Origin of the sequence: Micromonospora yasonensis, assembly GCF_026013475.1 — a bacterium.
In the GTDB taxonomy this organism is placed as follows: domain Bacteria; phylum Actinomycetota; class Actinomycetes; order Mycobacteriales; family Micromonosporaceae; genus Micromonospora; species Micromonospora yasonensis.
The window spans coordinates 1-22,610 of sequence record NZ_JAPDPH010000032.1 but is presented as its reverse complement, the minus strand read 5'-3'; the positions used below and the strand labels follow the sequence as shown (position 1 = coordinate 22,610).

The following is a 22,610-nucleotide window of genomic DNA, read 5'->3' as shown; positions in this document are numbered from 1 at the left end:
CCTCCATGCCCGAGGCACTCCTCGCTCACGACCTCGTCCGTACCCTCGGCAGCCGGCGCGTGCTGGACGGGGTGTCGCTTACCGCGGCCCCCGGCCGCCGGATCGGCCTGATCGGCGAGAACGGCACCGGCAAATCCACCCTGCTCCGCCTGCTCGCCGGTGCGGACGAACCGGACGCCGGTGCCGTTGTACGGCCACCAGACCTCGGATACCTGCCCCAGGAAGCCCCCTACGACCCGACCGCGACCGTGGCGGACGTGCGCGACGACGCCCTGCGCGAGGCCCGTGCCGTCCTCACCGACCTTGACCGGCTCGCCGATCAGCTCGCCCGCACCGCCGACGACACAGCCGACCACGACCGGCTGCTCGCCGCCTACGGCGATCTGCTCGACCGTGCCGAGGACATCGACGCCTGGAACGCCGAACGACGCGCCGACATGGTCCTCGCGGCACTCGGTCTCGGCGAGATGGCACCGGGACGGGCGCTCGCCGCGCTCTCCGGCGGCCAGCGCGGCCGGCTCGCGCTCGCCGCCCTGCTCATCCGCCGGCCCTCGGCACTGCTGCTCGACGAACCCACCAACCACCTCGACGACGCCGCGGCGGCCTTTCTCGAACAGCAGTTGCGGGACCTGCCCGGAGCCGTCGTCGTAGCCAGCCACGACCGGGCCTTCCTCGACGCGGTGTGCACCGACCTGATCGACCTCGACCCCGCTGTCGCCGGCCCGGTCCGCTTCGGCGGCACCTACCGCGACTATCTGGCTCACCAACGCAACGAGCGGGAGCGCTGGCAGCGACGCCACGCCGAACAGCAGGAGGAACTGGCCGAGCTGCGCCGGCAGGTCGCGGTGACCGCGCACGAGGTCGCGCCGGGCCGGGACCGGCGCGACAACGAGAAGATGGGCTACGGCCACACCGCCGGCCGGGTGCAGAACCAGATCGCCCGACGGGTACGCGCCGCCGGCCGCCGGCTCGACGACCTCGAACGCACCGCCGTCCCGGCACCACCCGAACCGCTGCGGTTCCGCGCCACCGCGCTCGCCACCGCCACCGCCGACGGGACCCTCATCAGCCTGCGTCACGTGCGGATACCCGGCCGACTCACCCTCGACCATCTCGACCTCACCGCCAGCGACCGGCTGCTGGTCACCGGCGCCAACGGTGCGGGCAAATCCACGCTCCTCGCCGTCCTCGCCGGCCGGCTGGACCTGGGCGATCACGTCCGGCACCGCCCCGGTCTGCGCATCGGCGTACTGGCACAGGACACGGTGTTCGATCGGCCCGAGCGCACCGCCGAGGAAACCTTCGCCGACGTCCTGGGCAATGTGCGCGCCGACGCCGTACCGCTGGACGACCTCGGCCTGCTCACCGCCCACGACGCGCGTCGGCCGGTCGGCGAGCTGTCGGTCGGCCAGGGACGCCGGCTCGCCCTGGCCCTGTTGGTGGCCGACCCACCCGATCTGCTGCTGCTCGACGAGCCCACCAACCACCTCTCGCCCAAACTCTGCGACGAGCTGGAGGGCGCCCTCGGCGGCAGCCCCGGCGCCGTCGTGGTCGCCAGCCACGACCGGTGGCTGCGCTCCAGGTGGCACGGGCGCGAGATCCGTCTACGTGCCACCGTGCCTACCACGACCTCCACAATGCCCTCAACTGTCGAGAACAGCGCATAGGCATGTGCCCTTCTCCTCACGGCACGTCGACCCCGGCGGCACGCTCGATCTTCTTCACCACGTTGTGCTTGCCCTGAGGTTGGGTTCGGGGCATCTGCGTGACGTCGGCCGCGGATGTGCCGGAGCTGCCGTGTCTCGCGGAAGCGCGCTACGTGGGAGGCGGTGTGCAGGAAGAGGCCGTTGTCGATGCCGGGCAAGTCGATCCCACCGTCGGTACAGGAGCAGAAGATCTTGGGGAATGGTGTCGACTGCGGCGAGCCGTGCGGTACCGGCAGGGCCAGGTGGGCTGATGGTGTTCTCGCCGGAACCTGTAGCGAGACGCCGAGTAATCTTGCCGCGAGCTCTGGTGTAGTCGTGGCCGGGCGCAGGCGCGGCTTCTCCTGCCCCCGAGCGGCGGAATGACCAAGTCAGCCTGGAGACGGGGGATCGGCTCGGTGAGCAACGACGGGGTGCTCCGCAAACTGCGGCGGAAGCACGAACTGCGGGTGCTGACCATCCTGGTCGAGCGCGGCCCCTGCTCTCGGCGAGAGCTGGAGGATGCCACCGGACTCTCCCGGACCACGATGTCGGCCATCGTCGCCGATCTTGTCCGGCGTCGTGCCGTGGTCGACGACGCCCAGCGACCGGCGTCGAATCGGGGACGGCCGACCACGCTCATCCGGCTCAACCCGCGTGCCGCGTCGGCGGTCGGGGTTGAGCTGGGTCGTGGTCACATCAGCGTCGCGGTGGCCGACATCGGGCGTTCCGTGCTCGCCCATGTCACCGAACCGGTCGTGGCCGACCGTGGACTGCCGGCACGGATGGACACCGCTCTCGCACTGCTCCAGAGCGTCACAGCCGCACACAAGCTGGAACTCGACGGGCTTGCGGCGGCGGGGCTTGGGCTCTGGGGGCACCACCCCGATCCGGAGATCGACTCCGGAGACCCGGCTGGTGATTCGGTTGTCGCCGGTGTCGTCGATCGTCTGCGGGCGGCGCTCGGCGTACCCGTGATCTGGGACCACAACATCCGGCTCGCCGCCGTGGCGGAGCTGCGTGCGGTCGAGCTGTCAGCCCGTGCCGATTTGGTGTACGTCGCCCTGTCCCACCGTGTTGGCGGCGGCGTGGTGATCAACGGCGCGCTCGCTCGCGGTGCCTCGGGCACCGCCGGCGAGATCGGGCACGTCAGCGTTGATCCGATCGGTCCACCCTGCTGGTGCGGCGGCCAAGGCTGTCTTGAGCAGTATCTCACCGTCAATGCGATGCTGGCCCGCGCCCGTGCCGTCGCCCCGGACGTGGTCGACGTGGGCAGCCTCGTCTCGGCGCTGGACCGGCGGGATTCCGCCGCCATCGCGGTGGTGAACTGGAGTGGGGAACTGCTCGGCCGGGCACTCGGGATGGTGGTGCCCCTGCTCGACCCGCGGCGGATCGTCATCGGTGGCGAGCTTGCCGATCTGGGCGAGTATCTGCTCGGGCCGGCTCGCGCGGCCCTGGCCCGGCAGAAGCTGTCCATCCGCGACCGGCGGCTGGAAGTCGACACCGCCCGGATTGCCCACGGCGCGGCCGCCGTCGGGGTGGCGCTGGTGGCGCTCGACGAGTACGCGCCGCTCCACGATCTCAACGCCGAGTAGGGGAGCGTCACGTCTCGGCGACGCCACCGAGGCTTGTGCGAGGTGCGTGGCAAACGCGGCACTTGCCGGACCGCTTGGATGTGGGCAGTGAACCCGGCGACCATGCGGCCCGAGGAATCCGCCGGCAACGGCCTGTGGCAGAAGCCAATTTGTCGTATCACCACCCTCATCAACCCTGAGGAGGTATTTATGTTCGGGCTCTTGACGTAAAGAGGTGGACTCTGCCCGATGTCTTGGGCGGGATCCAGCCTGGCGACGAGACGGAAAGACCCAATGCCTCACCCTTGTCGGCTTTGGTGGCCCGCGCGGGGAGCGATCTTTCGGACATGCCAGCCGGCTGCGGGTTCGACCAGATGGCGCCCGCCGACGAGGCCGGCGCTGGTCAAGGTCAACGCCATTCCCATCCGAAACGCCGAAACCATCACCGAACGGCCCTGGCCGCGCAATCAGCGGCCGTGCAGCCCAGTGTGGACGGACAGGCCGTACTGACCATCAACTCCGGCCACTTCTGTCGAGTCCGTTGACATAATTCCTTGGCATCGAGAACAATCTCTTCGACCGGAGACCGCTCGACCGCGTCGGAGGTCAAGACGCCCGTTTGCTCGTACCTGTTGTCGACGGCAGTTTCGCGCGGTCGCCGTCGGGCCGGCCCTGGCCCGGCGGCACCACTCGTACGAACCGGCACCCCTAGCCGCGAACGGCGCGGCGCGACCGAAGGAGTACTCGTGGCACGATCATGGCGCCGTCTCCGGGCGGCCGTCCTGGCTACGGTGCTGGCCGTCCCCACCAGCTGGGCCGTGTTGGCCGGCCCGGCCGCTGCGGCAGGCAGCAGCACCGCGACGGCGGAGCCGGCTTTCCGGGCCCTCGTCTTCTCGAAGACCGCTGGCTTCCGGCACAGTTCCATCCCGAACGGCATCGCGGCGATCCAGAAACTGGGGCAGGAGAACAACTTCGCCGTCGACACCACCGAGGACTCGACCCAGTTCACCGATGAGAACCTCGCCAACTACGACGTCGTCGTCTGGCTGTCGACGACCGGCGACGTGCTCAATGCCGACCAGCAGGCGGCGTTCGAACGCTACGTGCAGGCCGGTGGCGGCTACGCCGGTGTCCACGCCGCGTCCGACACCGAGTACGACTGGGCGTGGTACGGCAACCTCGTCGGGGCCTACTTCAACTCCCACCCCGCCCAACAGGACGCCACCGTCAAGGTGGAGGATCCGGCCCACCCGTCGACGAAGGAACTGCCGCTGCGGTGGACGCGGTACGACGAGTGGTACAACTACCGCACCAACCCGCGCGGCAAGGTTCACGTTCTCACCTCGATGGACGAGAAGTCGTACAGCCCGGGGGCGGGGGCGATGGGCGCCGAGCACCCGATCACGTGGTGCCAGGACTACGACGGCGGACGCTCGTGGTACACCGGCCTCGGCCACACCGAGCAGTCCTACACCGAACCGGAGTTCCTCAAGCTGCTCCTCGGGGGTCTGCAGACCGCGGCCGGCGCAGTCAAAGCGGACTGCTCGGCCACGCTGACCTCGAGCTTCGAGAAGGTCACGCTCGACGACAACACGTCGAACCCGATGTCCCTCAATGTCGCCAAGGACGGCCGGGTCTTCTACAACGACCGGCTCGGTGACGTGAAGGTCATCAAGCCGGACACCCGGCAGACCGTGCGGTCCGGCCACCTCGACGTGTTCACCGCCAACGAGAGCGGGCTGCTCGGCCTGGCCCTCGACCCGAAGTTCGACGAGAACAACTGGGTGTACCTCTACTATTCGCCGAGCGGGGAGAACGTCGACCGGCTGAGCCGCTTCACCATCAACGGCGACATCCTCGACCCGACGACCGAGAAGAAGGTCCTGGACGTGCCCGTCCAGCGCGCCGAGTGCTGCCATCATGGCGGGGACCTGGTCTTCGACGGCGCCGGTAACCTCGTCATCTCCACCGGCGACAACACGAACCCGTTCGCCTCGGACGGATACGCACCGATCGACGAGCGTACCGGCCGGTCGTCCTGGGACGCGCAGCGGACGTCGGGCAACACCAACGACCTGCGCGGCAAGATTCTGCGCATCCACCCGGAGACCGACGGGACGTACACCATCCCGGCGGGGAACCTCTTCGCGGCGGGCACCGACAAGACGAAGCCCGAGATCTACGCCATGGGCTTCCGCAACCCGTTCCGGATCGACGTCGACCGGGCCACGGGACGGGTGCTCGTCGCGGACTACGGGCCGGACGCGGGATCGGCGAACCCGAACCGCGGTCCCGAGAACACGGTCGAGTGGAACGTCCTCAAGCAGGCCGGCAACTACGGCTGGCCGTACTGCATCGGCAACAACAAGCCGTACAAGGACTACGACTTCGCGACCGGCGTGTCCGGGCCGGCCTTCGACTGCGCCGCGCCGGTCAACAGCTCACCGAACAACACGGGCCTGACCAACCTGCCCGCGGCGATCGCCGCGGACGTGTACTACCACTACGCCGGAGACCCGGCGTTCCCTGAGATCGGCGGGGGTGGGGCACCCATGGCCGGCCCGGTCTACCACTACAACCCCGACCTGTCCTCCGAGCGCAAGTGGCCCGCGTACTTCGACGGGAAGGCGCTGTTCGGCGAGTGGAACTCGAACAAGATGTTCACCATGCAACTGGACAGCGACGGCAAGCTGGTCGACATCAACCAGTTGCTGGTCGGCATGGGCTTCAAACGGCCGATGGACTTGACCTTCGGTCCGGATGGGGCCATGTACCTGGTCGAGTGGGGTTCGGGCTTCGGCGGCGACAATGCCGACTCGGGCATCTACCGGATCGACTACCTCAAGGGAACCCGGTCACCGATCGCCCGTGCCTCGGCCACACCGATCTCGGGGCATGCACCGCTGACCGTGCAGTTCTCCAGCGACGGTACGCGCGACCCGGACGGGGGTGCGCTGACCTACGCCTGGGAGTTCGGTGACGGCGGCCAGTCCACCGAGGCGAACCCCGAGCACACGTACACCGCCAACGGTGACTACACCGCCAAGCTCACGGTGACCAACCCGAACGGCAAGACCGGGGTCGCCAACGTGCAGCTCACCGTGGGTAACACCGCGCCGACGGTGAAGATCAACCTGCCCCCGAACGGCGGGTTCTTCGAGTTCGGCGACCAGGTGAAGTACTCCGTCACCGTCACCGATCCGGAGGACGGTGCGATCGACTGTGCGCGGGTGACGGTGCAGTCCTCGCTGGGCCACGACGCGCACGCGCACCCACTTGACCAGCAGAACGGCTGCGCGGGCACGATCCAGACCCTGGTCGACGGTGGTCATGGCGCCGACGCGAACCTGTTCTGGGTGATCGAAGCCACCTACACCGACATGGGCGGTCCGGGTATCAGTGCCCTGACCGGGCGCGACACCATCGTTCTCGCCCCCAAGCGCCAGCAGGCGGAGTACTTCACCGCGACCGGCCGTGCCGCGGACGGCAAGGGCGGGGGCACGCCCGGTGTCCAGGTGGAGGACACCGGTGACACCCAGGGTGGGTACCAGAACGTCGGCTTCATCGAGGACGGTGACTGGCTCGCCTTCGATCCGGTGAACCTCACCAACGTGACCTCGCTCAATGTGCGGGCGGCTGCGGCCAGCGCTCAGGGCGGCACGGTCGAGGCGCGTTGGGGCGCCGACGACGGTCCGCTGCTCGGGTCGGTGGCAGTGCCGAACACGGGCGGTTGGCAGACCTATCAGGACTACGCGCTGCCGCTGTCCGCCGTTCCGGCCGAGACCGGCACGATCTACTTCGTGATCCGCCGCCCGGCCGGAAGTTCGGACGGCGGTGGGCTGCTCAACGTGAACTGGGTCGACTACGTCGGCCGCGGCGTGACGGACAACCAGCGGCCGATGGTCGACGTGACGGCGATGCCCACGTCCGGGACGGCTCCGCTGAGCGTCAGCTTCACGACCACGGCGACCGACCCCGATGGGGACGTGCCGCTCACCTACGCATGGGACTTCGGAGTGGCGGGTGCGCCGAAGCCCACCACGCAGAACGCCACCTACACCTACACCGCGCCTGGCACCTACAAAGCGACAGTGACGGTGACGGACGCGCGCGGCGCGGCAACGATGAAGTCCGTGAGCATCAAGGTGGACCCGGCCCTGAGCCTGTGCCTCGCCGGCCGTTCCGACGACTTCCTGGGTTCGGAACTGGACCGGAGCCGGTGGACAAAGGTGGTTCGGGAGAACCAGGACCTGCGGGTCAGCGACGGCAAGCTGATTATCCCGACCAGCAACACCGACATCTACGGCGCCACCGTCAACACGACCCCGAACATCGTGCTGCAGCCGCTCCCGTCAGGTCCGTTCACCGCGACCGCGAAGCTGAACCTGCCGGCCAGGCGGGCGTACCAGCAAGCCGGATTGGTGATCTACGGTGACGACGACAACTACGCCAAGATGGTGCTCGAGGGCCGCAACACCAGCACGGACGATGCCAACGCGCGCATCTTCCAGTTCATCCGGGAGGAGAACGGCCAGCCGAACGAGGTCGCGGCGAGCAACACCGCCAACCTCGGCGCCAGCTACCCCGACACCGTCTACGTCCGCTTCACCAGTGACGGCAGCAACCTCAACGCTGCCTACTCCGCGGACGGCGTGACCTTCACCGCGATGGCGCAGACGAAGTCGCTGGCGGGCATGAACAGCCCGCACATCGGCCTCATCTCGCTGTCCGGGACGGGCTCGCGTCCGGTGCTCGACGCGGCGTTCGACTGGTTCCACCTCACCCCGGATGACACGGTCACCCGCCCGAGCCCGAACGACGAGTTCGGCGGCAGCCAACTCGACGCGTGCCGGTGGGACGCCGTCGTCCGGCCGAACCCGTCCACGTACCGCGTCTCGGGCGGCAACCTCGAGATCGACACCGAGAAGGGCGACATCTACGGGACCTCCAACACCAGCCCGAAGAACTTCATCCTGCAGACCGCCCCAGACGGTGACTGGACCATCGAGACCAAGGTCGATGGCAGCGACCTCAACGAGCGGTACCAGCAGGCCGGACTGATCTTCTACCGGGACGACGACAACTACGTGAAGTTCGACTACATCACCGACAACCAGCCCGGCGCGGCCGTCGCCCGCCGAATCGAGCTGCGCAGTGAGGTCGGCGGCATGGTGCAGCAACCGCAACCGGCCGCCAACAACCTCAGCGCCGGCGTGTGGTGGCTGCGGGTCACCAAGGCGGGCAACACCTTCCGCGGCTACTACTCGAGCAACGGCACGACCTGGACCGAGCTCGGTACGGGTGTCCCGAACGGCGCCCTCGCCTCCGCCAAGGCGGGCCTGTTCGCCTTCGGCGCCGACCAGCAGGCATCCAAGACGGCGAAGTTCGACTACTTCCACCTCACCGATCGGACGCCGCCGACCGTGACGGCCACCCTGGAGCCCGCCGTGCCGGACGGGAACAGCGGATGGTACGTCTCCTCACCGAAGATCAAGATCATGGCGGTCGACCAGAAGGGCGGCTCCGGCGTCGACAAGGTCGAGTACAAGCTGGACAACGCAGACTGGGCCGTAGCGACCGATGCGGTGGCCATCGAAACCGATGGTGAGCACACCGTCCAGTACCGCGCGACCGACAAGGCCGGCAACACGTCGCCGGTCGGCACCATCACGATCAAGCGGGACGCGACCGCGCCGGCGACGACGGCCACCCACGAGGCAGCCGACGCCGCCGGTTGGCACCGCGGCGACATCGCGGTGACGTTGACGGCCACCGACACCACGTCGGGTGCCGCGACGACGGAGTACCGGCTCGACAGCGGCGCGTGGACGGCCTACACCGGCCCGGTCATCATCACCGGCGACGGGACGCACGAGCTGGCGTACCGCTCGACGGACACGGCGGGCAACATCGAGGTGGCGGCGACGAAGACGTTCAAGATCGACAGCGCTGCGCCGTCGGTGAGCGTCAGCGGAATCGCCAACGGCCAGTCGTACGGTGACAGCGGCCAGCCGACCATCGGCTGGACCGCCATCGACGCGGGTTCGGGGGTCGCCGCCATCTCGGCAACCCTCGACGGCACGGCGATCGAGGCCGGAACGCTGTCACTGTGGGCGCTACCGCTCGGTGAGCACACGCTCATCGTTACGGCCACCGACTCCGCCGGGAACCGTACGACCGAGACGACCCGTTTCCAGGTCACCACCTCGTACGACGACCTGAAGCAGCTCATCCACCGGTTCAACGGCTCGGGCACCATCTCCAAGGGGACGGCCGCGGCGCTGCTGTCCCAGCTCAACGAGGCGAAGGCCGAGGAGGACGCCGGCGACACCGCAGAGGCGAAGGCCGTACTCCAGCAGTTCAGGTCGTTCGCGACGAAGCAGGTGGCCGACGACCCCACCCGAAAGATCCTGGTGCGCGACGCCGAGGCCCTGATCGATCGACTGAGTAGCTGATGTCGCAACGAAAGAACTCCGCTGTCCCCTCCCGCAAGCCGGGAGGGGCGACGGGCCGTAGCCGGGTGGCGAACGCACAGACCCGCCACCCGGCCCCAGCCGGCACTCGATCCACGACGAGCCGAACCGTCGGAATCCTGGTGGCGTTCGCCCTCGGCGCCCTGGTGGCAGCCGCCGTCGCTGTGCTCGTCGCCCGCCCAGACCCGTCGCAGCGCAAGGTCAACGAGTTGCGCGCCGCTGACGCGGCGCGAGACGCCGTCCAGATCATCGAACTGACCGCGGCGGCCCGCTCGTCGGCGCAGCGGCTCAACCCTGTGCTGGAGGGTTTGGCCACCGCTCTCCCGATCAATCCCGACGAGGCTCCTGCGCTTGCCCCGGCCAGCACGGCAGCAGGCTGGCGGGAGGTGGCGCAGCAGGTCGCCCGGGAGTACGACGACCCGCCGTCGGGCGCGACCGCGACCAACATCGCCCGGGAGAGCTTCGCGATGGCCCTCGACCAGCTGGTGGCGGCCGTCGAAGCGTACAACTCGGCCCTGCGCACCGAGGGTGCCCTCCGGGCCCGGCTGCTCGACCTCGCGCGAGAGCAGCGCAACCTCGCGATCCGGGCGTGGGCCGTGGGGGCCACCCAACTTGACGTGCTCAACATCGATGCCGGTTACGGGCACGCGCACGTCTTCCTGCCAACTGGATCTGGCACCGGGGCGTTCAGCGCTGACCCAGAGCCTGAAGGGAGCCATCAGCGATGACAGCATCCCGGAACCGAACCGCCGCGGCCAGGTCGGGACGTGCACTACTACTGGCTTGCGCGGCTGCCCTCGCACTCATCCTGCTGCCCCCCGTCGGGGCGTTCGCCCACGGCGGAGGCATCCGGCTGGAGGTCGCTGGTGACGGTGCGGGTGGAATCGATGTCGTGGTCACCTGGAGGAAGGACAACCACCCGGTGGCGCAGAGCGTCGCGATGACCGCAGTAGCGGTCGGGCCCGGCGGGCAGAAGCTCGGCCCCACCCGAATCATGTCCGCCGCCGAAGGCATCGGCTTCTACCACGCCGATCTTCGACTGACCCCCGGACAGTGGAAGGTCACTGTTTCGGCTACCGAGCCCACCACGGCGAAATCCACCGTTGACGTGGCGGTCAAGAAGCCGACAACGAACGCTGCCGATTCTCCGGCCGTGGCGGTGAGCGGTGACCCGGCCGGGACGCAGAACAGCACCCAGCCCGACGGGACAGTACGGCAGTCTGCCCCGAAGACCGGCAAGGGCGCCCGGCAGTGGGTTCCGCCGGTGGGAGCCGCCCTGGTGGTCCTCGCCGCGATCTTCGGCCTGGTGTTGGCGCTCCGCCGGCGCGCTGCGGGCGGACGCTGAACGCTGTGACCGGGCGAACCGGGCTGGCTGGTTCGTCGACGTGGTGCGCTGGGCCAGGCCCACGGCGGTAGCGGGGGACAGCCCGGGTGGTTACCTCGCCGCCATGGCCTGTATGCGGCTGCGGGATCAAGGGGATCCGCTGCCCGCGGTGCAGATCCTGATCTGCCCCAACACCGATCTCCTGCTGTCCCGGCCCAGCGTGTCCGAGAAGGGCATCGGCTATGGGCTGGACGCCGAAATGCTGAGTTGGTTCGTTGCCCAGTGGGTGCCTGATCCGATTGATCGTCGCGCGGCGAGCCCTTTGCATCACCCCGACCTGGCCGGCCTGCCGGCCGCTCTCGTGGTGGCCGCCGAACACGACTGGCTATGCGACGAGGGTGCCAGCTACGCCCGCCGTCTGGCTGATGCCGCCGTACGCGTGGGGTATCGCTGCGAACCTGGCTTGCTGCACGGGTGGTTCATTCAGGGCACGGATCTGACTGATCCGGAGGCGGCGGCCGCACACGAGCGGATCTTCATTGACGTCCGATTGTTGATCACGAATTGACATCGCGCAATGTGGGAACCGGTGAGGTTCGATGTCGACGGTCCCGTTCCCGCCAGGAGACCACTCTCGCCAGGGCTGACTTGGCCCTCGCACCCATCCGCCCGTCGGAACCATCTGCCGCGGCCAGGATGCTGCCCTGCGGGCATTGCCGAAGGCCAAGGCGAGGACGGGCCCGGCGGCGGCCAGGCTGGCCGCCGCCGGGCCTTTCCAAAATCCGGCACGTTTCAGTTTCTGACGTTCTCGGCTCTGGATGGTCGTTGCCGGGGTAGTCGGAAGCCTGCGGTTATCAGCCAGGCGAGGCCGGTGAAGCGGGCGATCGGTAGGAGGATGGCTGCGTTGTCGATGAGCAGGCTCAGGGTGGCGATTTCGGCGACGGCGGCGATGATCAGGCCTGACCAGGCAAGCCAGCGTGGCAGTAGCCGGGCGAGCAGGCCGGGCACGGCCACGCCGGCGATCAGCAGACCCAGCGGCACCACGTGCCCGACGCCGCCGGTGGCGAAGGTGAGGTATTGCAGAGCGCGCACGAGGGCCGGTTCGTCGAGCACCTCGGGTTGGGAGGTGACCCAGCCGAGCAGGCCGCAGAGGGCGAGGAAGCCGGCGGAGAGAGTCCCGCCGATGAGCGCGATGGTCGCGCCGGGTGCCCGGACGCCGAGTTGGTGCAGGCGCGCGGACGCGGTCGCGGTGTAGATGGCCAGCGGGATGGCGGCGGCGAACTGCAGCGCCGCGCTGACCTGCACCGCGCGCTGATGATCGCGGAAGTACGCCAGGATGTCGGCTGCGGGGCCGAACGGCGACGGGTAGGGCTTGCCGCTGGCGAGCAGGGTGCCGAGGACGAGGCTGGCGATGAACAGGGCCGTGAACACGACGGCGAGGACGCCGAGCGGTGGCCCGCTTTGGTGGCGGCGGCGCTGGGTTGCGTTAGTGGTGGTCATGCGATCACCCGCCCGCCGGTCACGTCGAGGGTGACGCCGGTGATCCAGGACGAAGCGTCGGATGCCAGGAACAGCACCGCCTCGGCGATGTCGTCGGGCTCGCCGATGCCTACAGCAGCCCGGCGCCGACCCGTGCCGCGAGCATCAGCCACCGTTCGCCGGCGGTGAACCGGAAGGCCTCGCCGATGGCGTCGATGGCCTACGGCGCCTGCTTGAGCAGGTTTTGGGTGGCGGCATTGGCGACCGCCTGCCCGAGGTCGGTGCCGAGGGCGTCGGCGACGTCCTGGGTGATGATGGTCGGTCCGCCGCCTTGGGCTGGCCCTGCGACGTCTGACTTGGGGTGCTCGGATCGTTCGCGGGCCGGTTCGGGCGGGTGGAGCCGCGTCGGACGGCTGCCTCACTAGACGGTCAGTGGAGACGGGCCCGCAGATCGGCGATCCGATCCGCCGCGGCGATGAAGCCGGCGGCATCGAGCTGGCCCCAGGTCTGGGCGTTGACCAGGGCGGCGGTGGCGGCTTCGCCTTGGCTGACGTCACGGGCGGAGCACAGGATGAGGTCCATTCCGGCGGTTGCGGCGGCGACCGCGCGCTGGCCGGTGCTGCCGTAGTGAGCCAGCGCACCGGCTTCCAGGGCGTCGGTGACGGTCACCCCGGTGAACCCGATGCGGCCGCGCAGTTCCTGCTTGACCACTGTCGGCGACAGGCCGGCTGGGCGGTCCGGGTCCAGCGCCGGGTAGATGGCCCAGGACACCATGACGAGGTCGACGCCGATGGCGACGGCGACTGAGTACGGGAACTCGTCGGTGCCGCGCAACGTGGCCAGCGACTGGGACAGGGCGACCGGCCGGGTGTCTGTGTTCTGGGCCGTTGCCGCCGATCCCAGTCCGGGGAAGTGCTTGGCGGTGGCGGCCACGCCGGTGCGCTGCTGGGCGGTGATGAACGCGCGCCCCAAAGACGCGACGGTGTCGGGGTTCGCGCTGTAGGAGCGCTGGTACTGGTCGATGAAGTTGCCCGCAGTGGAGTAGACGTCGAGAACCGGGGCGAGGTTGACGTTCATGCCCACTGCGGCGAGGGTGCGGCCGGCGCCGGTGCCCGCCGCGGCCGCCGCGGCCACCGGATCGGCGGACTGGCCGATCCGCTTCTCCGACAGCGCGGGCGCCCCCGGCAGCCGCCGGATCAGGCCACCCTCCTGGTCGACCATCAGCAGCAGCGGCACGTGGACCGGGCTTTGCGCCTGGGCTCGCCGCAACTGGGCGATCACCGAGCTGATCTGGGCGGTGCCGGCGATGTTTTCCCCGAAGAAGATCACCCCGGCGGCCTCACCGGCGCGGATGATCCGCAACAGGCTCGCCGGCGGTGTCAACCCGGGGTAGGAGTAGATGATCCGCTGCCCGGCCAGTTGCCGCCTGGTCAGGCCGGCCGACCTGGTCGGCGCCGGCACGGACGGTACCGGAGCGGGTGACGTGCCCGGGGCCTCCGTGGGCGGCGGCGCGGTCCATGTGGACGGCGATGCCACCCGTCCGCTACCCGACCCAGCGGGCGCAGACCAGATTGAGCGTGCCGCATCAGGGGCGGACGGCCCGGGCGTGGGGGCGTGCGAGGACTGACAGGCGACCATGGCAAGGCCGAGAGCCCCGGCCACCAGAACGATGCGGACCTTCGCCGCTGAATACATGATCACCTCCGCGTAGCCCGCACCGATCCCGGTGCGCCTGACGGGACCCGACGATCAGTCGACGGTGACCGGTCCGCGGTGTTCCGATCTCATCCGCCGGGGACGATGAACGGTGCATCCGCTCCGGCGGCGATGGCCAGCACTGCGCCTGCCGGTATGGGTGCCTCCCTGTGTCACCGGAACCCGTGCGGCGGCTCTATCAGCAGTATGTGCGGGAGATACGTCCGTGAACAGTGCGGTGTCCACTAACGTTCACCGGGTTTCCGAGGCGCCGTTGTGGATCATCGCCGCTAAGGCGAGCGACTCCCCACCATCTGGTGGGGGGCCTGCGCGGGCCAACTGATCCTCGCAACGCCACAGGTGGGCGGCGGGCATCACGCCGGGACTGGCTGGCACCGGGCAGGTGCCGGCCGGCTCGACGGTGCGTTGCGACGTTGGGTGGCCGGAACACCATCGAAGTTCCGTCAGGTGTCTGGTGCTCACCCTCCGAGTCGGCCGCTACGGTCAGGTGGCCGACAGAGACATCGGTGAATGAGGCCGGCTGAGATGACCGCCTGCCGGCAGACGGCCTTCGGTTCCGGCGATGCCGGAGCGGAGGTCCCGGCAAGGGAACGGCACGAGCCGGTTGCATCGCCGACCGTGGCCGGCGGTGTGCTGCCATTTGGGGCCGCCGGCCGAAAACGGAAAGGGACTTGCGATGGTGCGACGAAAGGTGCGCCAGCGGACTGCCGGCCTCACGGCTGCGTCCTGCGCGGCGGCGCTGGCTCTTACTCTAGGGTTCGCCAGCCCGGCGGTGGCCAGCCCGGACGAGGTGGGGCCGATCTTTGTGGACGGCCAGGCCCAGATCGTCCCGGAGTTCGCGAACTCCAGCGGCTGGATCCGGCAGCAGTTGTGGGTGGAAACCGAGTTCGACTCCGACGGCGATGGCAACGTCGACCGCATGCACGTGGACGTCACCCGCCCCGGGCAGACCGCCCAGGGGTTGAAGGTGCCGGTCATCTACGAGACCAGCCCCTACTACGCGGGCACGGCTTCCAGCCAGGCGCAGTACTTCTGGAACGTGCGACACGAACTCGGTGAGCAGCCGCCGGCTCGGGTCTCGCCACCACCGATCGTCCACCAGCCGGGCCGTACCTCGGTGTCCACGAGCGAGGTCAGCACCTGGGTGCCGCGCGGATTCGCCGTGGTGCACTCCGACTCCCCAGGCACCGGACTGTCGCAGGGCTGTCCGACGGTCGGCGGGCCCAACGAGTCGCTGGCGCCGAAGGCGGTGATCGACTGGCTGAATGGTCGCGCGAAGGGCTACACCAGCGTCAACGGGGATCAGGAGGTCCCGGCGACCAGTTGGGCGACCGGCAAGGTCGGCATGACCGGTACGTCGTACAACGGCACCCTGCCGCTCGCCGCCGCGACCACCGGGGTCGACGGCCTTGAGGCGATCATCCCGATCGCGCCCAACACCTCGTACTACCACTACTACCGCTCCAACGGCCTGGTGCGGAATCCCGGCGGCTGGGTCGGTGAGGACATAGATTACCTGTTCGACTACATCAACAGCGGCTATCCGGGTCGCCGGACGTACTGCATCGACACGATCCGGGTCGGTGAGATGAACCGCTACCAGGATCGGGCGAACGGCGACTACAACGATTTCTGGGCCGGTCGGGACTATCTGCACGCGGTCGGTAACGTCAAGGCCGCCACCCTGATGGCGCACGGGTTCAACGACTGGAACGTGGTGCCGGAGCACAGCGTGCGGATCCTCGAGGCGCTGAAGGCGCAGGGCACGCCGGTGCAGGCGTACTACCACCAGGGCGGGCACGGGGGCGCCCCGCCACTGGACATGCGCAACCGGTGGTTCACCCGCTATCTGTACGGGGTGCAGAACGGTGTCGAGAACGACGCGCGGGCCTGGGTGGTGCGTAACGAGAGCGGGGCCAGCCAGCTCACCCCGTACGCCGACTACCCCAACCCGGCCGCGTCGCCGGTCACCATGGTGCTGAAGCCCGGCGGTAACACCACCGGTGAACTGACCTCGCTGGCGCGGCCCGGCAATGGCGTCGAGTCACTGGTCGATGCCGGCAACACCGCGTGCAGCGCCGGCACCCTGGCCACCACCGTGTCCGAGCATCGGCTGCTCTACGTGACGCCGGAGCTTACCGCGCCCGTACACATCTCCGGTACGGCGGAGGTGACGCTCCGGATGAGCGCGAGCAAGCCTGCGGCCAACCTGTCGGTGGCGCTGGTGCGGCTGCCGTGGACCGGCGGATCGGGCTGCGAGTCGAGCACGCGGGGCACCACGACGAGCATCATCACCCGTGGCTGGGCGGATCCGCGGAACCGCCACTCGCTCACCCGCAGCGAGCCGCTGGTGCCCGGAGAGTTCGTCGACGTGACCGTGCCGCTACAGCCGGACGACCAGGTCATCCCGGCCGGCTACCGGATCGGCCTGATGGTCTTCTCCACCGACCACGAGTTCACCCTGCACCCCGCTCCGGGCACCGTGCTCAAGGTCGACCTCGCCGCGGCGGCTCTGCGGCTGCCCGTGGTCGGCGGGCCCCTGGCCATGCCGATCTGCGCGTCCACCGACACCCGGTCGACGGTGGTGGTCGGCGGCGTCGACAGCGGCGTGCCCAACCAGCCGCTGGCCGGCAACTGCACGATCAACGACCACATCCTCGACGGGGAGCACTGGTCGAACCACGGCGAGTTCGTGACGCACGTCGACACGGTGGCGGACCAACTGGTGGCGGCTGGAGTGCTCACGTCGGCACAGCGTGGGTCCATTGTGTCGGCGGCTGCCAGATCGCGAGTCGGCAGGTGACGAAGTGGCAGGGGAGCTTCCGTGGGCGCCGTTCGTCGCGACGGTGGGCGGCCGCCGCCCACGGGGGTTCCGCCAGGTGTCCGGTGGTTTCCGCCTGGTGCCGGAACTGGCTTCCGTGATGGGAGGGAATGCCGATGGATGAAGGTGAGGTGGACAGCCAGTGAGACTCAAGGTCGCGACCGTCGCGGCGCTCGCCTTGGTGGCCGGCTTGCTCAGCGGCACCGGTCCGGCGAGCGGCGCTCCGGCGGCCGGCCCGCCGATGCCGTTGCCCAGCCCGAAGGTGCATCCGATTCAGGTCACCGGCCCGGCGGCCGAGCGGCTGAATCTGATCATTCTCGGTGACGGCTACCAGTGGGACCAGCAGGAGCTCTTCCTCAAGGACGTGGACCGCAACCTGGCCGTCATGTGGGCTACGGAACCGTTCCGTACCTACCGCGACTACATCAACGTGTACGCGGTGGAGATCGCCTCGATCGACTACGGCGTCAGGTGTGACCCGGACGGCCGGGTACGCCACCCGGACGGCACGATCCGGGACACCGGCCAGCGTGAGGGTCCGATCAACGCCAAGAACACCGCGCTGCGAATGATCTTCCAGAACGGCTGCAGCGACCCATTGTCGCGCGGCACCGTCTACGGCGGGGCGCCGATGAACTGTGCGGACTACGCCGCCTACTACCCGGCCGGGGTCAACCCCTGCGAGACCGGCACGCAGGCGCAAAACCGGATCATCGACACGTACGTGGCGCCGGTGCTGGGCATCCCCCGCACCGCGCAGAACGTGCAGACGTTGGCGATCTTCAACACGTTCACGTACGGCGGGATCGGCGGCAGCAACGCGACGACCTCCGGCGGCTCCCCGCAGGGCCCGCTGATCTCGTTGCACGAGATCGGCCACTCCCTCGGCACGCTGGCGGACGAGTACCCGTACTCCTCGCGTGACGTGGTGCGGCCCTGTTACACCGGCGGTGAGCCCAGCAGCTTCCACCACACCACCTACAGCGATCCGCAGAAGATGGTCGAGGACCAGCAGAAGTGGTGGCGCTGGATCGGCGAGGAGAGCCTGTCCGGCGGCACGATCGGGGTGCACGAGGGCGGCGGCACGTATCCGTGCGGCCAGCGCCGGCCCAGCCAGCACTCGATGATGCGTTGGATCGGGTTCGACTTCGACCAGATCGGCCTTGAGCACATGGTCGCCCGGGTGACCGGGATGCGTAACTCCGGGCAGATGAACGTCCGGCACACCCCGCTGGACACGGTGGCGTCCGACAGCGTGCTGTGGGTCGAGACCGGGCAGCCGCGTTACCACGAGCTGCAGGTGACCTGGCGGATCGGTGGCCCGAACGGCACCGTGCTCGACACGCACAACAGCCGCGACCTCGACCTCGGCGCGTTGGACCTGCCCGCCGGGACCGTGGTTCATGTCGAGGTGCGTGACCCGGTGGGGCCGGACGGCATCGACTGGGTCCGCAACCCGTCGACCGGCAACACGGCCACCAACTCGGGCTACAACGGAGCCCGGTTCGTGCAGACCCGGCAGTGGACGGTGGGTGACACCAAGGTGGCACCGTCGTCGCCAGCCGCGACCATCACCGGCTCCACGCCGAATAACCAGCCGGTCGCCGGCGACGAGGTGGTCTACGTACGGACCAACCACCCGAACGACCGGATCCTCGACGTGACCTGGTCGCTCGACGGCAGGACACTGCCGAACCCGCACAACAGCCGTAACCTCGACCTCGGCGCGCTGAACCTGGCGACGGGCACCTACAAGCTGGCCGCGACGGTGACCGACCCGGCCGACCCGGGTGGCGTCTCCGACCGGATCGACTGGACCGTCGACAACGCGCTGCCGACGGCGCCGCGCACCCTGTCGGAGCCGCTGACCCGGCTCGCCGACGGCATGGAGCACCCGGTGTACTTCAACGGTTGGGACATGTGGCTGGACCCGCAGGACGACCGCACCGGCTATGCCGAGGACCGCTACGTCGTCGGCCAGCTCCGGCTGGACAAGGACGGCTGGTTCAACTACTTCGGCTTCCCCGAACAGCCGATGCCCGAGTCGCCGTTCCAGTTCCGCCACTCGGGCACGGACATCAAGGCGCTGACGTACGGCAACCTCGGCACCGGCGGCCTGTCGAAGGCGGCGTTCGAGCAGACCCTGCCCGACGACCACCCGGGCGGCGGGTTCGTGCCGGGCTTCGGCACGCACCTGGTCGAGCACCGCGCCATCGACGCGGCCGGCAACGTCGGCGAGCCGAGCGCCTACCGCGCCACCGTGCTGCCGGGCGCCTCGCCCGACTGCACGAGGACGCTGACCGGGCAGCAGCCGCGGGTCGTGGTCAGCGAGGGGGTGACCTGTCTCAAGGGCGCCCAGGTGACCGGTGGGGTATCGGTGCGCCCCGGCGCTTCGCTGGTGGTCAGTGACAGCTCGATCGACGGCGAGTTGGCGGCGACCGGAGCCCAGGCGGTGCAGTTGTTCGGCAGCACGGTGAACGGCCTCGCCCGGATCACCGGAACCTCCCGGGACGTGACGATTGCCGGCAGCACCTTCAACGGCTCGCTGGTCCTGTCGGACAACGTTCAGGTGACCGCCAACGACCGGTTCAGCCGACTGGCCGGCGCCTACGGGCCCGTCCTGGTCGGTAGCCGGGTCAACGGACCGCTGAGCTGCGCTGGCAACAGCGCGGCGGTCACGGACTTCGGCGCGCCGAACACGGTGAACGGTGCCAAGGGCGGTGACTGCACCGCCCTGTAGCGCACCGTCACCACAATAGGAATCAGTGGTGGGCCGGCAAGCGCCGGCCCACCACTGATCTGCCAATGGTGCGCCCCGACACGAATCGTTTGCGGAGGACCGGAGCGCCGGTTCGTTGCGACAGTGGTTCGAGCCACGGACGGAAAACCACGACTATTGTAGATAGTCATCCCGGTGAATGGCGGTTTACGGTTCTGGACAAGATCTCTTTCGCGGTGGTGTACGCCCGTCGGCGGACGCTGCCGCAGATCTACTGCGTCCGGAACCGGAGGGAGCCGCTATGGCAGGCCTTTCTCGGCCGCAATCGCGCTCTCGCACGCTAAATATCCGTTGATCTCTATTGCAGCCCGGCAGAGCGAGTGGTAGGCAGTTAAGACCAGGTTGATCACCAAGCGGTTCGGGAGACGACGATGCGCGTCGCAAGCGCCAGCGAACGGTGCGGGCCCTGCGACCCGCTCACTCCGCAGAGCGCGTAAGCCCCCGCACGATCCGTTGAATCCCCGAGAAAGGTGGACCAACTCATGAACCACGCGCAGAACGAAGGGGTGAGCCGCCGCCGCGTCCTGGGCGGAGCAGCCGGACTGGCCGCTGGAGTCGCGGCCGTCGCGGCGGGGCTGCCATCCGGCGGCGCGTCCGCCGCTGCGGCGAAGAACGCGCCTGACACCGCCCGCTGGCAATGGCACGCGGCGCACGTGACGATCACCCGTGATGACTGGGGCGTCGCGCACGTGGTGGGCAAGACCGATGCCGATGCGGTGTTCGGGATGATTTACGCCCAGGCTGAGGACGACTTCAACCGGATCGAACGCAACTATCTGGTGAGCCTCGGCCGCCTCGCCGAGGCCGAGGGCGAAAGCGCGATTTGGCAGGACCTACGCCAGCGGCTATACATCGATCCCGATGCGCTGAAGCAGGACTATGCAAGGAGCCCGGCCTGGCTGCGCACGCTGATGCAGGCCTGGGCGGACGGCCTGAACTACTACCTCGCGACCCACCCCGACGTCCATCCACAAGTGATCGATCGGTTCGAGCCGTGGATGGCGCTGAGCTTCTCCGAAGGCAGCATCGGCGGCGACATCGAGCGGGTGTCGCTCACCCAGCTCAGGGCCTTCTACGACAACAGCGGGGTGGCGATGGCCGATGAGGAGCCCGAGCCGCTGTTCCGCGAGCCCACCGGCTCGAACGGCATCGCGATCGCGCCAAGCCACACCCGGGACGGCCACGCGCTGCTGCTGATCAACCCGCATACCAGCTTCTTCTTCCGCTCCGAGCTGCATATGACGAGCAGCGAAGGCCTCAATGCCTACGGCGCCGCCACCTGGGGGCAGTTCTTCATCTACCAGGGCTTCAACGCGAACACCGGCTGGATGCACACATCGAGTGGCGTCGACAACGTCGATGAGTTTGCCGAAACGATCGTAGCCGGGGCGGACGGCAGCCGCTCCTACCGCTACGGCGCCGCGCTGCGGCCGGTGACGACGAAGACGATTACGTTGTCCTATCGCACCGCCGACGGCGGGCAGGCGCAGCGCAGCTTCACCACCTTCGCCACGCACCACGGCCCAGTCGTGCGCGCGGCAGACGGCAAGTGGATCGCGTTCGCGCTGATGAACACCCCCGTCGAGGCGCTGCAACAGAGCTTCCTGCGTACCAAGACGCGGGACTATGCGGATTACATCGAGGTGGCGGGCTTCAAGGCCAACAGCTCGAACAACACGCTGTTCGCCGACTCGAAGGGCGAGATCGCCTTCCTGATGCCCCAGTTCATGCCGATCCGTGACAATCGCTTCGACTATCGCCAACCCGTCGACGGCAGCGATCCGGCGACCGACTGGCAAGGGCTGCACAGCCTCGAGAGCATGCCGCAGGCAGTGAATCCGCAGAGTGGCTGGGCGTACAACTCGAACAACTGGCCCTGGACTTGCGCTGGCCCGGACAGCCCCAACGCCGCCGACTATCCGCGCTATTTCGACCGGGCCGGCGAGAACGAGCGCGGGCCGCATGCCGTCCAGCTGTTGACCGCGCGGAACGACTTCACTCCGCAGACGTTGCGCGATGCCGCCTTCGATTCCTACCTTCCCGCCTTCGCCCGGCTCGTGCCGGAGTTGGTCGCGGCGTGGGACCGGCTGCCTGAGGGTGACCAGCAGAAGGTGAAACTCGCCGGCCCGATCGGCCTGCTGCGCGACTGGGACTATCGCTGGGGCGCAGATTCGACTGCGACTTCGCTGGCCGTGTTCTGGGGTGCGGGGCCGCGCGCCACCGACGTGCAGCGGCTCGCGTCGCTCGAGGCGGCGGTGGACCGGCTGACGGAAGATTTCGGCAGCTGGCAGGTGCCCTGGGGCGAGATCAACCGATTCCAGCGCAACGACGGCGCGATCTCTCAGACGTTCGACGACGCGAAGCCGAGCACTCCGGTGCCATTCACCTCTGCGACATGGGGTTCCCTCGCCTCGTTCGGAGCGGCGCGCCGGCCGGGAACGAAGCGCTTCTACGGCACCAGCGGCAACACCTTTGTGGCAATCGTGGAGTTTGGGCCGAGGCTGCGCGCCTGGGCGGTAAGGGAGGGGGGCGAGAGCGGGCATCCCGACTCGCCGCACTTCAAAGACCAGGCCGAACGCTACGCGAGCGGCAACCTCCGGCCCGTCTATTTCTATCCCGAAGATCTCGAGGGCCATATCGAGCGGCGCTACAAGCCGGGCAAGTGACCAGTCGCCAGCGGGGGACTCATCGGCGAGGCGCTCATCGAGAATGGAGACGGTGACGGCGACCCTGTCGTAGGACAGCCCGATGTCAGGGCGGGG

The 22,610-nt window shown here is 68.8% G+C and carries 12 protein-coding genes and 1 pseudogene; 9 read left to right on the top strand and 4 right to left on the bottom strand.

Annotated features, from left to right (window positions below; genetic code table 11):
* Positions 1-5 precede the first annotated feature (5 nt).
* From ONA70_RS09880 to ONA70_RS09855, 6 genes are all read left to right on the top strand, one after another.
* On the top strand, positions 6-1,667 hold the full coding sequence (locus tag ONA70_RS09880) for an ABC-F family ATP-binding cassette domain-containing protein (RefSeq protein WP_265006053.1): 1,662 nt from the start codon (positions 6-8) through the stop codon (positions 1,665-1,667).
* A 398-nt stretch (positions 1,668-2,065) separates the two neighbouring features.
* Positions 2,066-3,277 (top strand): ROK family transcriptional regulator, encoded by a 1,212-nt coding sequence (locus ONA70_RS09875; protein WP_319956639.1) that lies wholly within the window; start codon positions 2,066-2,068, stop codon positions 3,275-3,277.
* Between the two features lie 725 nt (positions 3,278-4,002).
* Positions 4,003-9,711, top strand: coding sequence for a ThuA domain-containing protein (locus ONA70_RS09870; RefSeq protein ID WP_265006052.1), 5,709 nt, complete (start codon positions 4,003-4,005; stop codon positions 9,709-9,711).
* Between the two features lie 140 nt (positions 9,712-9,851).
* Complete coding sequence (locus ONA70_RS09865; RefSeq protein ID WP_265006051.1) at positions 9,852-10,457, top strand: hypothetical protein; 606 nt, start codon at positions 9,852-9,854, stop codon at positions 10,455-10,457.
* A gap of 164 nt (positions 10,458-10,621) precedes the next feature.
* Positions 10,622-11,074, top strand: a complete 453-nt coding sequence (locus ONA70_RS09860; RefSeq protein WP_265006050.1) for a hypothetical protein — start codon at positions 10,622-10,624, stop codon at positions 11,072-11,074.
* A gap of 40 nt (positions 11,075-11,114) precedes the next feature.
* Entirely contained in the window at positions 11,115-11,621 is a 507-nt protein-coding gene (locus tag ONA70_RS09855; protein ID WP_319956636.1) for an alpha/beta hydrolase fold domain-containing protein, read from the top strand.
* A gap of 224 nt (positions 11,622-11,845) precedes the next feature.
* Here the strand turns inward: ONA70_RS09855 and ONA70_RS09850 are convergent, their stop codons facing one another.
* The 4 genes and pseudogenes from ONA70_RS09850 to ONA70_RS09835 form a co-directional block, all read right to left on the bottom strand.
* Positions 11,846-12,553, bottom strand: a complete 708-nt coding sequence (locus ONA70_RS09850) for a hypothetical protein (RefSeq protein WP_265006049.1) — start codon at positions 12,551-12,553, stop codon at positions 11,846-11,848.
* Positions 12,550-12,705 (bottom strand): SDR family oxidoreductase, encoded by a 156-nt coding sequence (locus ONA70_RS09845; protein ID WP_319956634.1) that lies wholly within the window; start codon positions 12,703-12,705, stop codon positions 12,550-12,552. Before ONA70_RS09845 ends, ONA70_RS09850 begins: the two co-directional genes overlap by 4 nt.
* Positions 12,666-12,851 (bottom strand): annotated as a pseudogene (locus ONA70_RS09840) (conjugal transfer protein TraC); the annotation flags it as partial. The gene ONA70_RS09845 and the pseudogene ONA70_RS09840, both read right to left, overlap by 40 nt.
* Positions 12,852-12,961: 110 nt before the next feature.
* Complete coding sequence (locus ONA70_RS09835) at positions 12,962-13,993, bottom strand: glycoside hydrolase family 3 N-terminal domain-containing protein (protein WP_265006048.1); 1,032 nt, start codon at positions 13,991-13,993, stop codon at positions 12,962-12,964.
* A gap of 931 nt (positions 13,994-14,924) precedes the next feature.
* Between ONA70_RS09835 and ONA70_RS09830 the strand changes: the two genes are divergently transcribed.
* From ONA70_RS09830 to ONA70_RS09820, 3 genes are all read left to right on the top strand, one after another.
* The gene (locus tag ONA70_RS09830; RefSeq protein WP_265006047.1) at positions 14,925-17,051 is read left to right on the top strand and encodes a Xaa-Pro dipeptidyl-peptidase; all 2,127 of its coding nucleotides are present in this window, start codon (positions 14,925-14,927) and stop codon (positions 17,049-17,051) included.
* Between the two features lie 160 nt (positions 17,052-17,211).
* Positions 17,212-19,809 (top strand): M64 family metallopeptidase, encoded by a 2,598-nt coding sequence (locus ONA70_RS09825; RefSeq protein WP_265006046.1) that lies wholly within the window; start codon positions 17,212-17,214, stop codon positions 19,807-19,809.
* 521 nt (positions 19,810-20,330) lie between these two features.
* Positions 20,331-22,514 (top strand): penicillin acylase family protein, encoded by a 2,184-nt coding sequence (locus tag ONA70_RS09820; protein WP_265006045.1) that lies wholly within the window; start codon positions 20,331-20,333, stop codon positions 22,512-22,514.
* Positions 22,515-22,610 lie beyond the last annotated feature (96 nt).

Excerpts from the sequence above, each read along its gene's own strand:
- ONA70_RS09850 (WP_265006049.1), bottom strand. The coding sequence starts at position 12,553 with ATGACCACCACTAACGCAACCCAGCGCCGCCGCCACCAAAGCGGGCCA.
- ONA70_RS09880 (WP_265006053.1), top strand. The coding sequence starts at position 6 with ATGCCCGAGGCACTCCTCGCTCACGACCTCGTCCGTACCCTCGGCAGC.
- ONA70_RS09820 (WP_265006045.1), top strand. The coding sequence starts at position 20,331 with ATGAACCACGCGCAGAACGAAGGGGTGAGCCGCCGCCGCGTCCTGGGC.
- ONA70_RS09830 (WP_265006047.1), top strand. The coding sequence starts at position 14,925 with ATGGTGCGACGAAAGGTGCGCCAGCGGACTGCCGGCCTCACGGCTGCG.
- ONA70_RS09875 (WP_319956639.1), top strand. The coding sequence starts at position 2,066 with ATGACCAAGTCAGCCTGGAGACGGGGGATCGGCTCGGTGAGCAACGAC.